The sequence below is a fragment of the Lacinutrix cladophorae genome (assembly GCF_053604645.1).
Window position 1 is genome coordinate 146,106 of the sequence record NZ_JBSHNR010000121.1, and the last position, 17,465, is coordinate 163,570.

Consider the following 17,465-nt stretch of genomic DNA (forward strand, 5'->3'; position numbering starts at 1 on the left):
TGAATATTATAAAAAAATTGTATATTTATACTCCCTAATACATTAATAGCAAGCATTTTAATATTATTTTTTATTCATTTAAAATTTATCTTTTAAAGCTATTAATATTATGAAAAAAATTACGAAAACTTCAGCAATTCTACTTTCAGTATTTGGATTGTTTTTAACACTTCATGCTCAAGAATCTTCTAAAAAAATAAATGGGAGTGAGTACAGCTTCAATGAAGCTAAAAACCCTTGTTTAACTTTTGAACAAAGGAAAAACATTAAAGCGTTTTTAAAAGAAAACGAAGAAATATTAAAACAAGAAAACAAACTTGCTTTTAAGGAAACAAACAGAGCTGGTGGACACGTTTTGTTTGACTGGCCAATACAACAAGCATCTAGTTCTAATTATAATGACTCTTGGGCTATTTCTGGTTATGTAGATCATAATGTAAACTTTCCTAACCAACTATTAGATTTTAATTGTGGCACACAAACTTATGACACCTCTGGAGGGTATAACCATCAAGGCGTAGATGTCTATTTGTGGCCTTTTACTTGGAAACAAATGGATGATAATGCTACGGAAATTATTGCTGCAGCAGATGGCCAAATTATTGGAAAAAGTGATGGTTATTATGACAGGAGTTGTGGGTTTAACAATAACCAATGGAATGCAGTATATGTACAACATAATGACGGAAGTATTGCATGGTATGGACACATGAAAAATGGATCTGTTACCACAAAAAACATTGGGGAAACGGTTAGCGTTGGAGAAGTGCTTGGAGTTGTTGGTAGTTCTGGAAATTCAACTGGACCACATTTACATTTTGAGGTTTACACAGATAGTAGTTACACGCAATTGGTTGATCCCTTTTATGGAACATGTAATAGTTTAAATACAGATTCTTGGTGGAATTCGCAAAAACCATATAGCAATCCTAACATAAATGCTGCACTTACACATACTGATAACCCTATTGTTTTTCCAACATGTCCAACAGCAGAAACTACTTATGAAAGTGATATTTTTGAATTAGGAGATACTATTTATTTAACCGCTTTTTTAAGAGACCAAATTGCCGGAACCAATTTAAGCGTTCAAATTTTAAGACCAGATAATTCTGTTTTTTATAATAGCTCTTTTAATACTACTGCAACAAGTTCTTCATGGTATTATTGGTGGTATTTTACTTCATTTGATGCTATAGGAGAATGGAAATGGGAAGTAACTTATGAAGGGCAAACAGTTACACATTTATTCACAATACAAACCTTAAGTGTTGATGAAAACGAAATACAAACCATTTCTGTGTATCCTAATCCTACTAAAGATTTTATACATATTTCAACCGAAAAATTAATATTTAAAGCGAGTTTGGTGGATGTACAAGGTAAAACCATTAAAACAATTCATAATGTTTCTAACGGAATAAAAAAGGTGAATTTAGGAGATGTTTCTAACGGAATGTATTTTTTAACTCTGGAAAGTGAAACTAATAAAAAGAAAACTTTTAAAATTATTAAAGAGTGATTAATTAAACTCTACTTCGTAATTTAACCTATTGGTAAGTGACTTTAATTCGGTTTCCGACTTAAAAACGTTCGCATATAATTGCTTGCTCCATCCTATTCTTTTAGAGTAATCATTGAAGCTTTCTTCTTTCCAATTAAAGCCATCTTTCCAGAATTTATTTGGAGAAACATAACAAAATGTATAATCAAAAATTAAACTAGAGTTATTTATTTGCGTGCTTTTAGGTATTTCGTTAGAAGCTAAAAGTGTAATATTATTGGCTTTACAATTGGCTCTAATTTGTTTTATTAATTTTGGGTAATCTGCACGAATACTTTCTAAATCAAAGTCATTATACTCTGTGTTCCCAATCTTTCTAATGGGGCGAATTTGAAGCAAATCGAAGCTTTTTCCGTTAAAATGATTAAAGAGCTCAGTTAATTCGTAAAAGTTATCCTTATTAAAGGTATAGTTAATTCTCACCTTAAAATCATATTTACTTTTAAGTTTTTGAAAAGCATTAAAAGCGTTATGAAATTTTTCGTAACTAGATTTTTTCATAAAACCTTCATAACTTTCCTTTGTCACTCCATGTAATGAAATAGTAAACTCATTAAGTCCTGCTTGTAAAAGAACTTCAATTTTTTCTTCATCTAGCAAATTAGCATTCGTTGTTAAAGAGATATAAGGCACTTTGTATTGTTTACCTAGTTTTACAAGTTCTGGTAAGTTTTTATAAAGTGTTGGTTCTGTACCGCAACCAATTTGAAGTTTTAAAGCACGCTTAAAAATAGTTTTTGCAACTTGGTTTAATTCTTCTGGTTTAAATTGCCCTTTTAATGTTTTTACATAATCTGCATCTGTAAAATAGCACATTTTACAGCGTAAGTTACAAGCCATTACAGGATCGAGATTTACTGCTAAATATCTTTTGTTAAATTTATGCAATAGCCAAAGTCCTAGAAATTTAATTCGGTGACTTTTAATCTTTCGATTTAATTGTAATAGTTTGTAAATATTCATTTACTGTTTGTTTGGTAAGGATTCAAAAATATTCCTTAAATCTTTTTTGTAAGGTAAGTGATCTGCTCTTCCTTTTTTAAATATATCGTTACTATTTGCCTGTCCTTTTCGCAATGCTTTTTGTTCTTCAAAAGGTAAAGCATGAATTTCTTTACAGTTGGTAGAACAACAGTTATTCATTTCTTCTTTACATGCATCACATTGAATAAATAAAAGGTGACAAGCATCGTTTGCACAATTGGTATGCACATCAAAAGGAGATCCACATTGGTGGCATTGTGCAATTACGTCTTCGCTAATTTTTTCGGCCCTTCTTTCATCGAAAACAAAATTCTTTCCAATAAATTTATTTTCTAATCCTTCATCATTTATTTGACGTGTGTATTCTATAATCCCTCCTTCTAATTGATATACATTTTTAAAGCCTTTATGTTTAAAATAAGCGGAAGCTTTTTCGCAACGTATTCCACCAGTACAGTACATTACTAGATTTTTATCTTCTTTATGTTCTTTTAAATCTTCTTCAATAATATCTAAAGATTCTCTAAAAGTATCCACATCTGGAGTAACTGCATTTTTAAAATGACCAATTTCACTTTCGTAATGGTTTCGCATATCTACCAAAACGGTGTTTTCATCTTCAATAAGTGCATTAAATTGGTCTGCGCGAACGTGAGTTCCTTTATTTCTTACATCAAAAGTGGCATCATTTAAACCATCTGCAACAATCTTGTTTCTCACTTTTACTTTAAGCTTTAAAAAAGACATATTGTCCTGCTCTACAGCAATATTAAGCCTAATTCCGTTTAAAAAATCGATGGTATCTAAATGAGTTTTAAAGGCTTCAAATTGATCTGCAGGCAAAGATAGTTGCCCGTTTATTCCTTCTTTTGCCACGTAGATTCTACCTAGAACGTCTAATACATTCCAAGTTATAAATAAATGGTCTCTAAATTCTTGAGGGTTTTCAATTTTAGCGTATTGATAAAAAGAAAGTGTTAATCGGTCTTTTCCTGCTTGCTCGATTAACGCAGCTCTTTCTTTTGCGCTTAATGTGTTGTACAGTTGCATGCTATACTAAGTTTTAAGGTTAAAGAATATTTTGAGGCAAAGGTAGTATTTTATAAAGAATAGGCAAATTTTGATTGTTTTGATAAAAAACAAAAAGTGAAAACAAAAAGTGAAAACAAAAAAAAGCACTTTAGACATTCTAAAGTGCTTTTCATAGACTAACTCGTTATTAATATTTTTTAATTTATTAAATTTCAAAATACCATACGAGTTAACCTCCATCGGCTTTACAGTTACTATTTATAAATATAGCAACTGAAACGCCTAATGCATTAATACATTTTTTAAAAAACTTCATAGCTTTATTCTTTAAAGATTAAACTATATACACCTAATAAAAATAAAACAATAGAATTAAATTTTTCTCTATTTCCTTTATGTTCCAACATAAAATAAAATTCACTCCAGCACTGCTTAAGCTCTAATTTTATCAAAAGAAAATAAACTTTAAATTTAGTTTCAAAAATTTTAAAATTTATTTGGCACTATTTATTAAAAAGCAAGGTTGTTTTTCTTTTTCACAGCATAAAATTTTCCCACTTTATATAGTAGATGCAGAAAGAGTAAAAAGGTTGCGTCAAGAAGCTGTTTTTTTTATTCATTAATTTAAAATGAAATGTAATATTGTATTGCAATATGACAAAAGAAGTAGTATTTTAGCGTCTCTTACACGAATAAATTAATATACAGAAATGAGCAGCGAAAAAGAAGCAAAATTAAAAGCCCTTAAACTAACTTTAGACAAACTAGATAAGGCTTACGGAAAAGGAACAGTAATGAAAATGAGCGATAAAGCCATTGTTGATGTAGAGGCTATTTCTTCTGGATCTTTAGGTTTAGATATTGCATTAGGCGTTGGTGGTTACCCAAGAGGTCGTGTTATTGAAATATATGGACCAGAATCTTCTGGTAAAACAACATTAACTTTACATGCTATTGCAGAAGCACAGAAATCTGGAGGTATTGCAGCATTTATTGATGCAGAACATGCTTTTGATAGATTTTATGCTGAAAAACTAGGCGTAGATATAGACAATTTAATAATCTCGCAACCAGATAATGGAGAGCAAGCTTTAGAAATCGCAGATAATTTAATACGTTCTGGGGCTATTGATATAGTTGTAGTAGATTCTGTTGCTGCATTAACTCCTAAAAGTGAAATTGAAGGTGAAATGGGAGACTCTAAAATGGGTTTACATGCTCGTTTAATGTCGCAAGCATTAAGAAAACTAACCGCATCAATTAGTAAAACAAATTGTACGGTTATCTTCATTAATCAATTAAGAGAAAAAATTGGTGTAATGTTTGGTAATCCAGAAACTACAACAGGAGGTAATGCTTTAAAGTTTTATGCTTCTGTTCGATTAGATATTAGAAGATCTACACAAATAAAAAGTACCGATGGAGACGTACAAGGAAACAAGACAAGAGTTAAAGTGGTTAAAAACAAAGTAGCTCCTCCCTTTAGACTTGCAGAATTTGATATTATGTATGGAGAAGGAATTTCTAAAGTTGGTGAAATTCTTGACATTGCAGTAGAATTTGAAATTATTAAGAAAAGTGGATCCTGGTTTAGTTATGGCGAAACAAAACTTGGTCAAGGCCGAGATGCTGTAAAAGCATTAATAAAAGACAATCCAGAACTCATGGATGAGCTAGAAGGAAAAATAAAAATAGCCATTAAAGAAAATAAAGAGTAAAATAAAAAATCCCGACATGATCGGGATTTTTTATTTTTACACGCAACCTTTTATACTTTTCTGCATCTAGTAATAAAAACATGTATTTTTTATAGTACTAAAAATGAAAAAAATAGTAGTTCTCTTATTAATCTTTTCTATCTTTTCTTGTAGCCTAAGTGATGACACAACAAGTTCACAAACCGTGTTTTTACCAATAGAAAACGTTACCATGCCTAATGAATTTATAAGAAATCAGACACATAATATAACTCTATCTTATTACAAACCATCTTCTTGCTATGTTTTTAATAGTATTTACTCTACAGTAACTGGTAACGAAACTACCTTCGCTATAGTAACCGATATACATACTAGCAATGTAGATTGTCAACAAATAACCACAGAGTCAGAAACATCTTTTGATTTCACACCTACAGAATTAGGTTCCTATATTTTTAAATTTTGGCATGGAGTAAATGGCACAAATACTGGTCAAGATGTTTATTTAGAATATGAAATTGAAGTCGTAGAATAAATTTAAGTTTAACTAATACATGTATCATGTGAGTTTAAATCAACTCATTATAAATTGTAAAAAAAATGATGCTAAAGCACAAAGCGAACTATACCAACTCTTTTCGAGTAAATTATTTTCTCTTTGTTTAAAGTATTCAAGAAATTACGCAGAAGCAGAAGATAATCTGCAGGATGCTTTTGTGACTATTTTTAACAAAATGTCACAGTATAACAACAAAGGATCTTTTGAAGGTTGGCTAAAAAGAATAACAATAAATACAGCTTTACAATGCTACAGAAGCAAAGGTGTTTTTGAAATTGTAAACGAAGAAAACATAGAAGATGTAACTCTTGAAATTGAAGATAATGAATTATCTATAGACTATCTATTAAACATTATTCAAGAATTACCAGACAGATACAGATTAGTATTTAATTTATATGCTTTAGATGGTTATTCCCATAAAGAAATAGCATCGATGTTACATATTACAACTGGAACATCCAAATCGAATTTAGCAAGAGCTAGGCAGATTTTAAAAGATAAAATAGAAACCTATAGAACGAGTTTAAACTCACAGACATTATAATGAGTGACAAAAAACATATAGATAGAATTTTTCAAGAAAAACTTAAAGATTTAGAGATATCTCCAAGTCCTAAAGTTTGGAAAAACATTCAAGGAAAAATAGAACAACCAAAAGAAGAAACAAAAAAAGCTTTCCCTATTTGGCTTCGTATTACTAGCATTGCAGCGTTACTGTTAATATTATTAACTGTTGGAAACCTCTATACTTCAAGTAAAACGAATACGAAAGAAATTCATTTTGTAGATACAGAAAACACTATTAATACCGCAGAACCCCAAAAGAAGAACCTAAACATAGAAAATACAAATAATGCTATGGTAGATGAAAGTGCAAATGCTTTAAAAAAGGGAGAAACTATTTTAGAAACCAAAAACACTTTAAAAGAAAATAAATCCATAGAAAATACAGGTATTGCAACCTCTAATACTTCAAAAAGTAAAAATTCTAACAATAACAAAACCGTTATCAACAAGAAACAAAACAGCTATGCTACTACTCAAAATAGAACAACACAAAATCCTTTAGTAGTTACAAAAAAGAATACACCTATTTCTACAAAGTCAGAAAACGCAACAGCGAATAATTCAAATAGAAATCCAAATGTTATTTCTAACAAAAACGAGACAAAAAAGTACCAAACCAACACAGTAATTTCTAATACAAATTCAAAATTATTAGCGCAAAACACTTCCAAAAAGAGAAGTAACACCATCGATAATATAGCTGTATTAGACAAAAATAAAGTGGATTCCGAATTAAAAAAGAACAGTGCAAATGCTGTTACAGAAAATCTATCCAATACTGAAGAAGAAAATAAAACTACAGATGCCGAAACCAAAGTAGAAGAAACATCTATAGAAGAAGAAATAGCAAAAGCAGAAGAGCGCATTGAAAAAGAAGAAGAAGAAGAAGAAGAAAAAGTAAACAGGTGGCAAGTCTATGCTAACATTGCTCCTGTTTACTATAATACTCTAGGCAAAGGATCGCATATTGATGAACAGTTTGTAGACAATTCTAAATCTGGTGAAACAAACACAAGTTATGGTGTTAATGTAAGCTACGCATTTAACAAAAAGCTAAAACTTCGCTCTGGTGTAAACTCATTAAATTTAAGCTATGACACAGATAATGTAATTATTTATCAAAATGTTTCTGGTAACAATGCTGCCACTTTAAAAAATGTAGACTTTAATAACGAACAAAGTATTTCTGCTATTTCTGCAACCAATCTTGGTGTACAACAAGCTGTTGGGCTTTTACCGAATGAAAATGCAGCCATTAGCCAACGTTTAGGGTATTATGAAATCCCTATGGAACTTGAATACACGGTATCTAGCAAAAAGTTTGGGGTAAATGTAATTGCAGGTTTAAGCACCTTTATTTTAAATGATAATAAAATATACTCGGAGTTTGAAGGAAGAAAAACAGAAATTGGAGAAGCAAATAATATAAATGATGTTAGTTTTAGCGGAAACTTAGGTCTTGGTTTAGACTACAAATTCTCTAATAAAATTAAATTTAACGTACAACCAACCTTTAAGTACCAAATGAATGCTTTTGAAAATACCTCTGGTAATTTTAGGCCTTACATTATTGGTGTTTACACAGGTTTGAGTTATAAATTTTAGTTTTTAGTTGGTTAGATTGGTTCTTGTTTATTGGAATTTATAAATTCTGAAAAACAATAACACAAAAAGCTGTTCTGTGCCAAGAACAGCTTTTTTATTTAGTATAAGCAATTAACTGATTTAAAATTACTTCTCTAGATTTATTATTTATTTCTTTTGAATTCTCCGTTTTCAATCCTAAAGTAGGAATAATATTATGCATTTTAGCTCGCATTTTCCCTGGGTTTCCACTAAAAAAAACATAAGAAAAACGCTTTTTATTATCCGCAAAAGTTAAAGGTACAATTGGTATTTGATGATTAATTGCAAGTCTAAAAGCACCGTCTTTAAAATCTGCTAAAAGTACATCGTCATCAGGAACTAATCCTTCTGGAAAAATACAAATACTCAAGCCTTGATTTAAACGTCTTTGTGCACTTTTAAACACAGCTTTTCTACTACGTTCGCTACTTCTATCTACCAAAATAGAAGTACGTTTATAAAAGAAACCAAAAAGTGGAATTTTTGCTAATTCTGCTTTACCAACAAACACAAAGGGATTTTTAACAGTAACCAACATGAGCATAATATCTGCCATAGAAGTATGGTTAGCAATAAACATGTAACTTTTATTAGGTTCCAGTTGTGCTTCGCGTTCTATTTTAATTTTAAAACCCATTCCAATTAAAATAAATCTAGACCAAATACGCGCAAGTTTAAAAAAGAAAGGATACCAAGATTCTTTAAGAATAGAAACAATAAGTAGCGGAAACATAATAAGAATTGGTATTGCAACCAGTATGTAAAACCAAATACGATAGAAAATCCAGAAAATGTATTTAAAAACTTTCATAAGTGCCAAAACTACTAAATTTATCGAATTCCTCTTTATAAAAAAATTATCTTTGCTTTATCAATGCAGATTTAAGTTTAATTTAAAAAAATTTCCGCTTTCGCGGAAAGTGAACATGGCAAGAATTTTAACAGGAGTACAAAGTACAGGAACACCACATTTAGGAAACATTTTAGGCGCAATTATGCCAGCAATTCAAATGGCAGAAGATGTTAATAATGAGTCTTATTTATTTATCGCAAATATGCATACATTAACACAAATTAAAGATGCAGCACTATTAAGAGAACATACCTACTCGGTTGCCGCAACATGGTTAGCATTTGGTTTAGATATTGAAAAAACGGTGTTTTATAGACAAAGTGATGTGCCTCAAGTTACAGAGTTATCTTGGTATTTAAGTTGCTTTTTCCCGTTTCAACGTTTAACATTAGCACATGGTTTTAAAGACAAAGCAGATCGATTAGAAGATGTAAATGCTGGATTATTTACCTATCCTATGTTAATGGCTGCAGATATATTAGCATATGACGCCAATATCATTCCTGTTGGAAAAGACCAACTACAACACATAGAAATGACTCGTGATGTTGCTTCACGTTTTCATGCAAAAATGGGAGAAGCTTTTGTTTTACCAGAAGGAAAAATACAAGAAAACATCATGCTTGTTCCTGGTACTGATGGTGAGAAAATGAGTAAGAGTAGAAATAATTTTATAAATATATTTTTAGACGATAAAAAACTACGTAAACAAATTATGAGTATTGCAACAGACAGCACAGCTCTAGAAGATCCTAAAGACTGGAAAACCTGCAATTGCTTTGCTTTATATAAAATTTTAGCTTCGGAAGCAGAAATAGAAACCATGAAAGCGAACTACGAAAATGGAGGTTATGGTTATGGTCATGCAAAACAAGCTTTATTTGAATTAATCATTGAAAAATTTGCATACCAAAGAGAACGTTACAATTATTATATGGCTAATACAAAAGAACTAGATAATGCACTAGCTATTGGCGCAGAAAAAGCAGCTAAAGTTGCTAATGCAGTTTTAGCTAGAGTAAGAGAAAAAGTGGGGTATTAAATAACCTCAAACAACTTTCCTGGAAGTGGTCTAACAACACCTTTCAACTCCATATTTAATAGCAAGCCTGCCACTTTAAAAGTTGGCAGGTTACATCGCAAAGCAATAACGTCTAATTGTTCTTTTTCAATTTCCTTTAAGAAATCGTAAATCACTTTTTCTTGGTCGTCAAGCGTTACGAATAACTGTTTTTGTATTATAGGTTTTTGGTTGGCTTCTAATTCCCAATTTAAAATATAAGGGACATCTAAAGGAGTAGATAGCATGTGCGCTTTTTGGTGTTTTATTAAATTATTACACCCCATACTTTGGCTATCTGTAACCCTTCCAGGAACTGCAAAAACATCTCTATTATAAGAGTTTGCAATATCTGCAGTTACAAGACTCCCTCCTTTTTCTGCAGATTCTATTACAATAGTAGCTTGGCTAATCCCTGCAATAATTCGGTTTCGTTTCAAAAAATTATTTCTATCAAAGGTAGCAGAGCTCCAAAAATCGGTAAAAAACCCTCCGTATTTTTCTACTTCAGAAACATACTTTTTATGCGTTTTTGGATATATCTGATTTAAACCATGTGCCAAACAACCTATGGTTTGTAATTTATGTTTTATTGCTGCTTTTTGTGCAGTAATGTCTGTACCATAAGCAAAACCTGAAACAATAATAGGGTTAAAAACCGCAAGCTCCTCTACTAATTTTTCACAAAAAGCAATACCGTTAGTGGTTACTTTTCTTGCTCCTACAATACTAATTATTCGTTGTTTTTTTAAGTTAATATTTCCTGTTTGAAATAACAAAATAGGACTATCAATACAATGTTTTAATTTTTCTGGATATTCTTGATCTGCAAAATAATGACAACTAATATTTTCGTCTTTAATAAATTGTAGTTCTTTTTCGGCTTCCTGGAAATGGTTCGTTGCAAATAAATCGCTAATCACAATACTTCCTATACCATCAATTTTTAATAAATGCTGCTTCTTTTCCTTAAAAACAGCTTCCGCAGAACCACAATGTGCAATAAGCTTTTTTGCAGTTATATCTCCAATTTTGGCTACATGTTGCAAAGCTAAAACGTATAGTAATTCGTTATTATTCATTGTGTAGAATTTTTTCTATATCGCAAAGTAAACAAAAAAACATAATGTTAATAACTCATACCCCTGTTCTTTTTTCTAAAGTAAAAAATGTATAACTTTGTTTTATGCAATTAGAAACCTACATAAGCGACTTACTATATAGATATGACTGTGTTACTGTTCCTGGCTTTGGATCGTTTTTAACACAACGTGTTTCTGCGAAAGTACACGAGTCTACCAATGCCTTTTATCCTCCAAAAAAAGTATTATCTTTTAATGAGCAAATACAAAAAAGTGATGGTTTATTGGCACATTATATTGCTGATGTAGAGAAGATTCCTTTTGAAGTTGCACTTAAAAAAATAGATAAAAGAGTAAAATCTTTAAAGTCTTATTTAACAGAAGGAGAAACACTTTCTTTTGAAAACATTGGTGATTTATCGTTTAACAACGAAGGTAAAATGTTGTTTGAGCCATCTTATCATTTAAATTATTTAACAGATGCTTTTGGTTTAAGTCAACTGGTTTCTCCAGCAATTACTAGAGAAGTTTTCAAAGAAGAAGTAGAAACAATAGAAAAAGTAATTCCTATTACTATAACTCCAGAAAAACGTAAAGCAAGACCGTATTTAAAATATGCTGCAATTGCTTTATTGGCTTTAACTGCTGGTGGTTTGGTTTCTTCTAATTACTATGTAAACCAAATTAAAACGCATAATCAATTAGCACAAGAAGAAGCAAACACACAATTAGAAAACAAAATACAAGAGGCAACTTTTGTAATCGACAATCCGCTTCCAGCTGTTACGCTTACGGTAAACAAGCAAACAGGAAAATACCACATTATTGCTGGTGCATTTAGAGAGGAAGAAAATTGCGATAAAAAAGTACAGCAATTAAAAGCCGAAGGCTTTCATGCTAGAAAAATAGGCGTGAATAAGTATGGTTTACATCAAGTAGTATACTCAACTCATGCAGATAGATTAGAAGCATTACAAACTTTACGTGACGTTAAAAAAACGCATAATAAAGAAGCTTGGTTACTGGTTAAAGATCTTAACTAATTTACATAAAAATATTTTTATACTCATCCCTTACTTTATGGAGGGATGTTTTATTTTATTACACTTTTAAATATTACATACTAAAGGATTAAAAGGAGTGTTATTCTTTTTATAAAATTGTATTTCATACCTAGTAAACTCTAAAATCGTTTTACCTTTGTGCTTCATTAAAAAGACAAAATAGTTGTGAAAACACCAGAACAATCTAAAACGGTATTAACAGATTTAGTTTTACCTAGCGAAACCAATCCATTAAACAATCTATTTGGTGGCGAGTTATTAGCTAGAATGGATCGTGCTGCTAGTATTGCTGCAAGAAGACATTCTAGACGTATTGTGGTTACAGCATCTGTAAATCATGTTGCATTTAATCGTGCAGTTCCTGTTGGTAGTGTAGTTACTGTAGAAGCTAAGGTTTCTCGTGCATTTAAAAGCTCTATGGAGATTTATTTAGATGTTTGGATAGAAGACAGAGAGTCTGGTGATAAAACGAAGGCTAACGAAGCCATTTATACTTTTGTTGCTGTAGACGAAACTGGAAGACCTGTTCGAGTAGATGATATTCATCCGGAAACCAATCTAGAAAAACAACGTTTTGAAGGCGCTTTAAGGCGTAAACAATTAAGTTTAGTTCTTGCTGGAAAAATGAAACCTAATGATGCTACAGAGTTGAAGGCCTTGTTTACTTAATCTTAAATGTCGTTACATTTTAAAAATCCAAGAAGCAGGATTCTCTGTTTTAGAGTTATTAAACACACTAAAACTTAACATGGTTTGCCCGTTAGAAGGGTTCGTAAAAACCTCTCCTATCTCTTGTTTGGTAGTAACCTTATCCCCTTTTTTTACGTAAATTTTTCCAAGGTTAGAATAAGCTGTGAAATAATTACCATGACGAATTAAAACCGAAGGGTTCCCATTTTTAGAAGCTATAATTCTATACACTTCACCATTAAAAACCGCTCTTACTTTTGCCTCTTTTTCGGTTGCAATTCTAACACCATTACTTTGTATCATAATGGTTTTTACAATAGGGCTAGGTTGTCTACCATAGCGTAATTTTACAATTCCTTTTTCTACAGGCCAGGGTAATTTTCCTTTGCTAGTTACAAAACTATTTGCTAAAACCTTATCTTCTGGTGTCATCGCATAAGCAGAAGATTTACTGGTAGTTTTTGTTCCTGTTTTGGCATTCGAACTTGCAATCGCTTCTTTAATTATACGTTCAATTTCTTTATCAATTCGATTTGCTTCAGCTTGGCGACTTTTTATTTGCGATGCATATTTACTTAGATCTTTATTAATAGCATCCATTAAATTTTTATGTTGTTTTAGCTCTTTTTCTAATTCAACTTGTGCTATTTTATTCTCATTAATTAGCTTTTGTTTGTCTTCTTTTTGATTTAATAAAGCTTTGTTTATTACTTGTAATTCTGCCGTTTTAGTCTTTATAGATTCGCCTTGTTCTTTTTGGTATTCGGCGTATTGGTTAATGTATTTAACACGTTTATACGCTTGCTGAAAGTTGCTTGAAGACAATAAAAACATAACACGACTTTGCTCGCTTTTACTCTTATAAGAAGTAACAATCATTTTTGCATAATTATCTTTTAGTGTTTCTAATTCTTCTCTTAATTGGGTTATTTTATTTTGATTATCGTTAATTTCTCTAGTTAGTAAATTAGCTTGTTGATTGGTTATTTTTATTAAATTTCGGCGTACGCTAACTTTATAATTTAAATCTTCAATTACCGTTAATTGCGATTTTTGTTGTGATTTATTTTTAGAAAGTAAACTATTTATTTGTTGTATTTCACGACGTAATTCTTGTCTTCTATCTTCTAATTCTTGTTGTTTTTTACTTTGTGAAAAGGAAAAAGAAGTACAGAAAAATAATGCGACTAAAAGGGTTATTTGGTATGTAAGTTTTTGTTGCATTATTTAAGTATAATTTCATCAAATCCAGAAGGAATATTAAACGGAAAGCTTAGTTTTTCATCTAAAACAATAGACTTAAATTCTAAATGCAATTTAGTTTCTTCAAACGTTTCAACAGCATTTATTTGAATATGCTGCGGAAAGGTTTCTTTTTCAACTTCCTGATAGCTTGTATAATCTATTTGAAGCATACGTTTTTCTTTTGCTTGTGCCAATTGTTGGGAACTTATTTTAAAATGGGATGCATCTAAAATATAAAATAACTCGAAAGCCTTGGGTTGTTTTTTAGGATTTAATACGTAATTATTTTCTTGAGTTGACAGTTCATAATCCCCTTCATTTAAATCATATAATGCTTCACCTAAAAGTAGGTTTTGCACTTTAATAAAATCTAAATCTGTTCCTAATAAATCACTTAAATATTTATAATCTCCATCAAAATAAGTGTTATCTAATTTATTATAAAAACGCACTTTTTCTGGTGTAATTAAAACTTTAATAAAGCCTAGTTTACTCATCCAAATGGCTTTACCTTTTTCCATTCTAAAACTTACAGTGGTTCCCTGTGAATTTTCACCTTTAGAATAATCAATTTTAACTCTAGCAGCAAGTGTTTTAAAACTTGGATTCTGCTTAGTATTTTCTTTAATAAGCTGTTTTGCAGTTAGGTTTAAATTATTGTTTCCTGAGGTTACCGTTTTGGTAGATGAACAACCAAGGAACGCGAAAACGAAAAAAGAAAGGATGTAAATAAGGCGATTTGTATGCATCTAATTTGTAGATTCTAGTTGTTTTGCTTTATCACTAAACGTTTTTGCTTTATCGGTATTGTTCAATTGTGTGTATGAAATACTAATTTGCTTGTAAAAATCACCTTCCATTTTAGGATCGTCTATAACATAATCTAAACCGGTCTCTAAAACGCGTATCGCTTTTTCGGGCTGGTTTAGTTTGTTTTGAGCAACCCCATTTACCAAATAAAATATGGGTTGAGATGGGTATGTGTCTAGAGCTTCATTACTCATTTCTACCGCTTTTGAATAATTCTCTACATCTATATATAACAATAATACATTACGAATAACACCAAAGTTTTCTGGTGCTGTTTCTAATGCTTTTTCGTAATAGGTTAATGCATTGTTTTTTTCTCCTTTAGTTAAAAAATATTGTGCGACTTCTATGTTAGATTTCCCTTTTTCATCATCGGCAATTTTAGAAGTAATTTCTACCAACTTGCTTTCGTATTCTGGATTTTTAGATACAAATTTCACAAAATCGGATAATACCATCATTTTAGCCTCTGGTTTTATTAGTCTACTATTTAAAGCTATTTGCATAGAAGCAACAGCCTTTTCTGCCTCCATATCCTCTAAATAAAACTTGTACAAAGCAAGATGTACCATTTCGGAATCAGGGTGACTATCTAAGAGTTTTTTAGCAGTTTCAAAAGCTTTTTCTTTTTCATTATTTTCACTATACCTAAAAATTAAAGCAAGGTAATTTTTTTCTTCATCTGGATTTTCTTCAACTCGTTCTTCTAAATTTTTAATTTGCTCTTTTTTATTTCCTGTAGCGTTATAAATCATGTTTCGTACACGATCTCTAGTAATAGAAACTCCAAGTTCTGCATCCATCTCGTCTATAACTCGTAATGCTTCTTCATACTTTTTGGTTTTAACATATAACGTTGCTAAATCTTCTTTATAATCTGGATGGTATTTAACTAGTTTTTTTACTGTTTTTATTGCTTTTTCTAAATCGTTTTGTTTAGCATAAACCTCATATAACTCATCTAAATACCACTCATTATCTGGTTGTTTTTTAATTGCTTTTTGTAAAGCATCTTCTGCTGCTCCAAAATTTTTGAGCTTACTGTAGTTTTTTCCTAATTCGAAAAACAAAGCAGGGTCCGAATTATCAAGCTTTTCGCATTTTAGTAATGCTTCAATAGCACGATCATAGTTTTCTATTCCTTTTTGTTTTAAGGCTTCAAAAAAGAGTTCTTGATATGCATCTTCATTGTTTCCTAAATCGTCATCTGGCTTTTTATTAAAATCAACCTGAGCATAATTTACCTGCGGAAAAAGAAGGATTCCGAAGGTAAAAAGTACTATGTATAGTTGTTTTTTCATGTTTATTTCCCATTAAAAAGGGAATCTTTTTCTTTTAAGTTGGCATCGCTTATTGTTCCAAACTCGATTTAATTACATTCATGAGATTCCTGCCTGATGAGGAACTTAGCTATTCCAAAATAGAATAATCACCAATACTAATTTTGGTGAATTTACCATCGTATTTTACGTGATTACCAATCATAGCTTCGTCTAAATTAGCGTTTTTTATGCTTGTATGGTTTTGTATTAAACTATTTTTAACGCTTGTATTTTCTAATGTACAATTATTACCAATAGATACATTTGGTCCTATGGTTGTATTTATCAGTTTTACATTTTCGCCAATAAAACAAGGTGCTATAATTTTTGCGTTTTCTAAAGTTACGGAATCTGAAATTAATTGTTCTTCATTATCGGCTTTTAAAAAGCCTAACATTCTTGTATTTGTTTCAATGGTAACTGCTTTGTTTCCGCAATCCATCCATTCATCTACGGTTCCTGTTTTAAAGATTTTACCTGCTGCCATCATGCGCAAAATACCATCATTAATTTGGTATTCGCCACCATTCATAATGTTTTCGTCTAAAACTTCTTGTAATTTTCCTTTTAAAACGGCAACATCTTTAAAGTAATAAATACCAATAACTGCTTGGTTACTAACAAAGGTTTCAGGTTTTTCGACTAGCTCTGTAATGTTGTTTTCTGCATTTAATTTTACAACACCATAGGCTTCAGGATTTGCTACTTTTTTAGTCCAAATTACAGCGTCTGCTTCTGGGTCTAAATTAAAATCTGCACGAATTAAAGTATCTGCATATGCGATAACTGCTGGGCCAGAAAGGGAAGGTTCTGCACACATAATTGCATGACCAGTTCCTAAGGGTTTATCTTGTCTGTAAATAGATGCTTTTGCTCCTAGGCTTTCTGCCAATGCTTTTAAGCTAGTAACAACATCGTCACCAAACCAAGCTGGATCACCAAGAACAAATGCAACTTCTTCTATTGGTTGTTTTAAAACTTTAGCTATGTCTTTTACCAATCTATGTACTATTGGCTGTCCTGCAACAGGAATTAATGGTTTTGGCACTGTTAAACTATGTGGACGCAAACGAGAACCTCGTCCTGCCATTGGTACTATTATTTTCATATTCATGCCTGCGTAAGCAGGTATCTTTTAATTGTTATACTAAAATCTTTATTTATTGTTATTGAATTTTCAGTTTATGCTTAAACTTAAATAACTGATATTCATTTTTTAATGTTATTTGTTATACCAATAAAAACTCCATTCGGTTTATTTGTCAGGATATAGACACACCATTTTTTCGTAATTATAGATTATG

At 31.0% G+C, this 17,465-nt stretch carries 17 protein-coding genes; 8 read left to right on the forward strand and 9 right to left on the reverse strand.

The window, feature by feature from the left end:
* Window positions 1-109 precede the first annotated feature (109 nt).
* A complete protein-coding gene (locus ACVC3Y_RS13655; protein WP_452227192.1) occupies window positions 110-1,522 on the forward strand; it encodes a peptidoglycan DD-metalloendopeptidase family protein in 1,413 nt (470 codons plus the stop codon).
* Here ACVC3Y_RS13655 and ACVC3Y_RS13660 read toward each other — a convergent pair whose 3' ends face one another.
* Both ACVC3Y_RS13660 and trhO read right to left on the reverse strand, forming a co-directional pair.
* The gene (locus ACVC3Y_RS13660; protein WP_303421595.1) at window positions 1,523-2,527 is read right to left on the reverse strand and encodes a radical SAM protein; all 1,005 of its coding nucleotides are present in this window, start codon (window positions 2,525-2,527) and stop codon (window positions 1,523-1,525) included.
* A complete protein-coding gene (gene trhO, locus ACVC3Y_RS13665; RefSeq protein WP_452227193.1) occupies window positions 2,528-3,598 on the reverse strand; it encodes an oxygen-dependent tRNA uridine(34) hydroxylase TrhO in 1,071 nt (356 codons plus the stop codon). It lies immediately after the preceding gene.
* Window positions 3,599-4,290: 692 nt separating this feature from the next.
* On the opposite strand from trhO, the gene recA reads away from it, so the two are divergent.
* The 4 genes from recA to ACVC3Y_RS13685 all read left to right on the forward strand — a co-directional run bounded on the left by recA (window position 4,291) and on the right by ACVC3Y_RS13685 (window position 8,014).
* On the forward strand, window positions 4,291-5,298 hold the full coding sequence (recA, locus tag ACVC3Y_RS13670; RefSeq protein ID WP_303421591.1) for a recombinase RecA: 1,008 nt from the start codon (window positions 4,291-4,293) through the stop codon (window positions 5,296-5,298).
* Window positions 5,299-5,401: 103 nt separating this feature from the next.
* A complete protein-coding gene (locus tag ACVC3Y_RS13675; protein WP_303421589.1) occupies window positions 5,402-5,815 on the forward strand; it encodes a hypothetical protein in 414 nt (137 codons plus the stop codon).
* A 28-nt stretch (window positions 5,816-5,843) separates the two neighbouring features.
* Entirely contained in the window at window positions 5,844-6,386 is a 543-nt protein-coding gene (locus ACVC3Y_RS13680; protein ID WP_303421830.1) for an RNA polymerase sigma factor, read from the forward strand.
* Entirely contained in the window at window positions 6,386-8,014 is a 1,629-nt protein-coding gene (locus ACVC3Y_RS13685; RefSeq protein ID WP_452227194.1) for a hypothetical protein, read from the forward strand. The genes ACVC3Y_RS13680 and ACVC3Y_RS13685 overlap by 1 nt, the downstream gene beginning before the upstream one ends.
* A gap of 94 nt (window positions 8,015-8,108) precedes the next feature.
* On the opposite strand, the gene ACVC3Y_RS13690 is transcribed toward ACVC3Y_RS13685, so the two are convergent.
* The gene (locus ACVC3Y_RS13690; RefSeq protein WP_303421585.1) at window positions 8,109-8,846 is read right to left on the reverse strand and encodes a lysophospholipid acyltransferase family protein; all 738 of its coding nucleotides are present in this window, start codon (window positions 8,844-8,846) and stop codon (window positions 8,109-8,111) included.
* Between the two features lie 115 nt (window positions 8,847-8,961).
* Here ACVC3Y_RS13690 and trpS point away from each other — a divergent pair, with 115 nt between their 5' ends.
* Window positions 8,962-9,930, forward strand: coding sequence for a tryptophan--tRNA ligase (gene trpS / locus ACVC3Y_RS13695; RefSeq protein WP_303421584.1), 969 nt, complete (start codon window positions 8,962-8,964; stop codon window positions 9,928-9,930).
* Here trpS and dprA read toward each other — a convergent pair.
* Window positions 9,927-11,030, reverse strand: coding sequence for a DNA-processing protein DprA (dprA, locus tag ACVC3Y_RS13700; protein ID WP_303421583.1), 1,104 nt, complete (start codon window positions 11,028-11,030; stop codon window positions 9,927-9,929). The genes trpS and dprA overlap by 4 nt on opposite strands.
* A gap of 104 nt (window positions 11,031-11,134) precedes the next feature.
* Between dprA and ACVC3Y_RS13705 the strand changes: the two genes are divergently transcribed.
* Both ACVC3Y_RS13705 and ACVC3Y_RS13710 read left to right on the forward strand, forming a co-directional pair.
* Window positions 11,135-12,073 (forward strand): HU domain-containing protein, encoded by a 939-nt coding sequence (locus tag ACVC3Y_RS13705; protein ID WP_303421581.1) that lies wholly within the window; start codon window positions 11,135-11,137, stop codon window positions 12,071-12,073.
* Between the two features lie 180 nt (window positions 12,074-12,253).
* Window positions 12,254-12,763, forward strand: coding sequence for an acyl-CoA thioesterase (locus ACVC3Y_RS13710; RefSeq protein ID WP_303421828.1), 510 nt, complete (start codon window positions 12,254-12,256; stop codon window positions 12,761-12,763).
* A gap of 12 nt (window positions 12,764-12,775) precedes the next feature.
* On the opposite strand, the gene ACVC3Y_RS13715 is transcribed toward ACVC3Y_RS13710, so the two are convergent.
* The 5 genes from ACVC3Y_RS13715 to ACVC3Y_RS13735 all read right to left on the reverse strand — a co-directional run bounded on the left by ACVC3Y_RS13715 (window position 12,776) and on the right by ACVC3Y_RS13735 (window position 17,457).
* On the reverse strand, window positions 12,776-14,008 hold the full coding sequence (locus ACVC3Y_RS13715; protein WP_303421579.1) for a murein hydrolase activator EnvC family protein: 1,233 nt from the start codon (window positions 14,006-14,008) through the stop codon (window positions 12,776-12,778).
* On the reverse strand, window positions 14,008-14,778 hold the full coding sequence (locus ACVC3Y_RS13720; RefSeq protein WP_303421577.1) for a DUF4292 domain-containing protein: 771 nt from the start codon (window positions 14,776-14,778) through the stop codon (window positions 14,008-14,010). The genes ACVC3Y_RS13715 and ACVC3Y_RS13720 overlap by 1 nt, the downstream gene beginning before the upstream one ends.
* Window positions 14,779-16,140: a tetratricopeptide repeat protein gene (locus ACVC3Y_RS13725; RefSeq protein ID WP_452227195.1), complete on the reverse strand. Its 1,362-nt coding sequence runs from the start codon at window positions 16,138-16,140 to the stop codon at window positions 14,779-14,781.
* Between the two features lie 109 nt (window positions 16,141-16,249).
* A complete protein-coding gene (locus ACVC3Y_RS13730) occupies window positions 16,250-17,269 on the reverse strand; it encodes a sugar phosphate nucleotidyltransferase (protein WP_303421573.1) in 1,020 nt (339 codons plus the stop codon).
* A gap of 101 nt (window positions 17,270-17,370) precedes the next feature.
* The gene (locus ACVC3Y_RS13735) at window positions 17,371-17,457 is read right to left on the reverse strand and encodes a GIY-YIG nuclease family protein (RefSeq protein WP_452227552.1); all 87 of its coding nucleotides are present in this window, start codon (window positions 17,455-17,457) and stop codon (window positions 17,371-17,373) included.
* Between the last annotated feature and the right edge of the window lie 8 nt (window positions 17,458-17,465).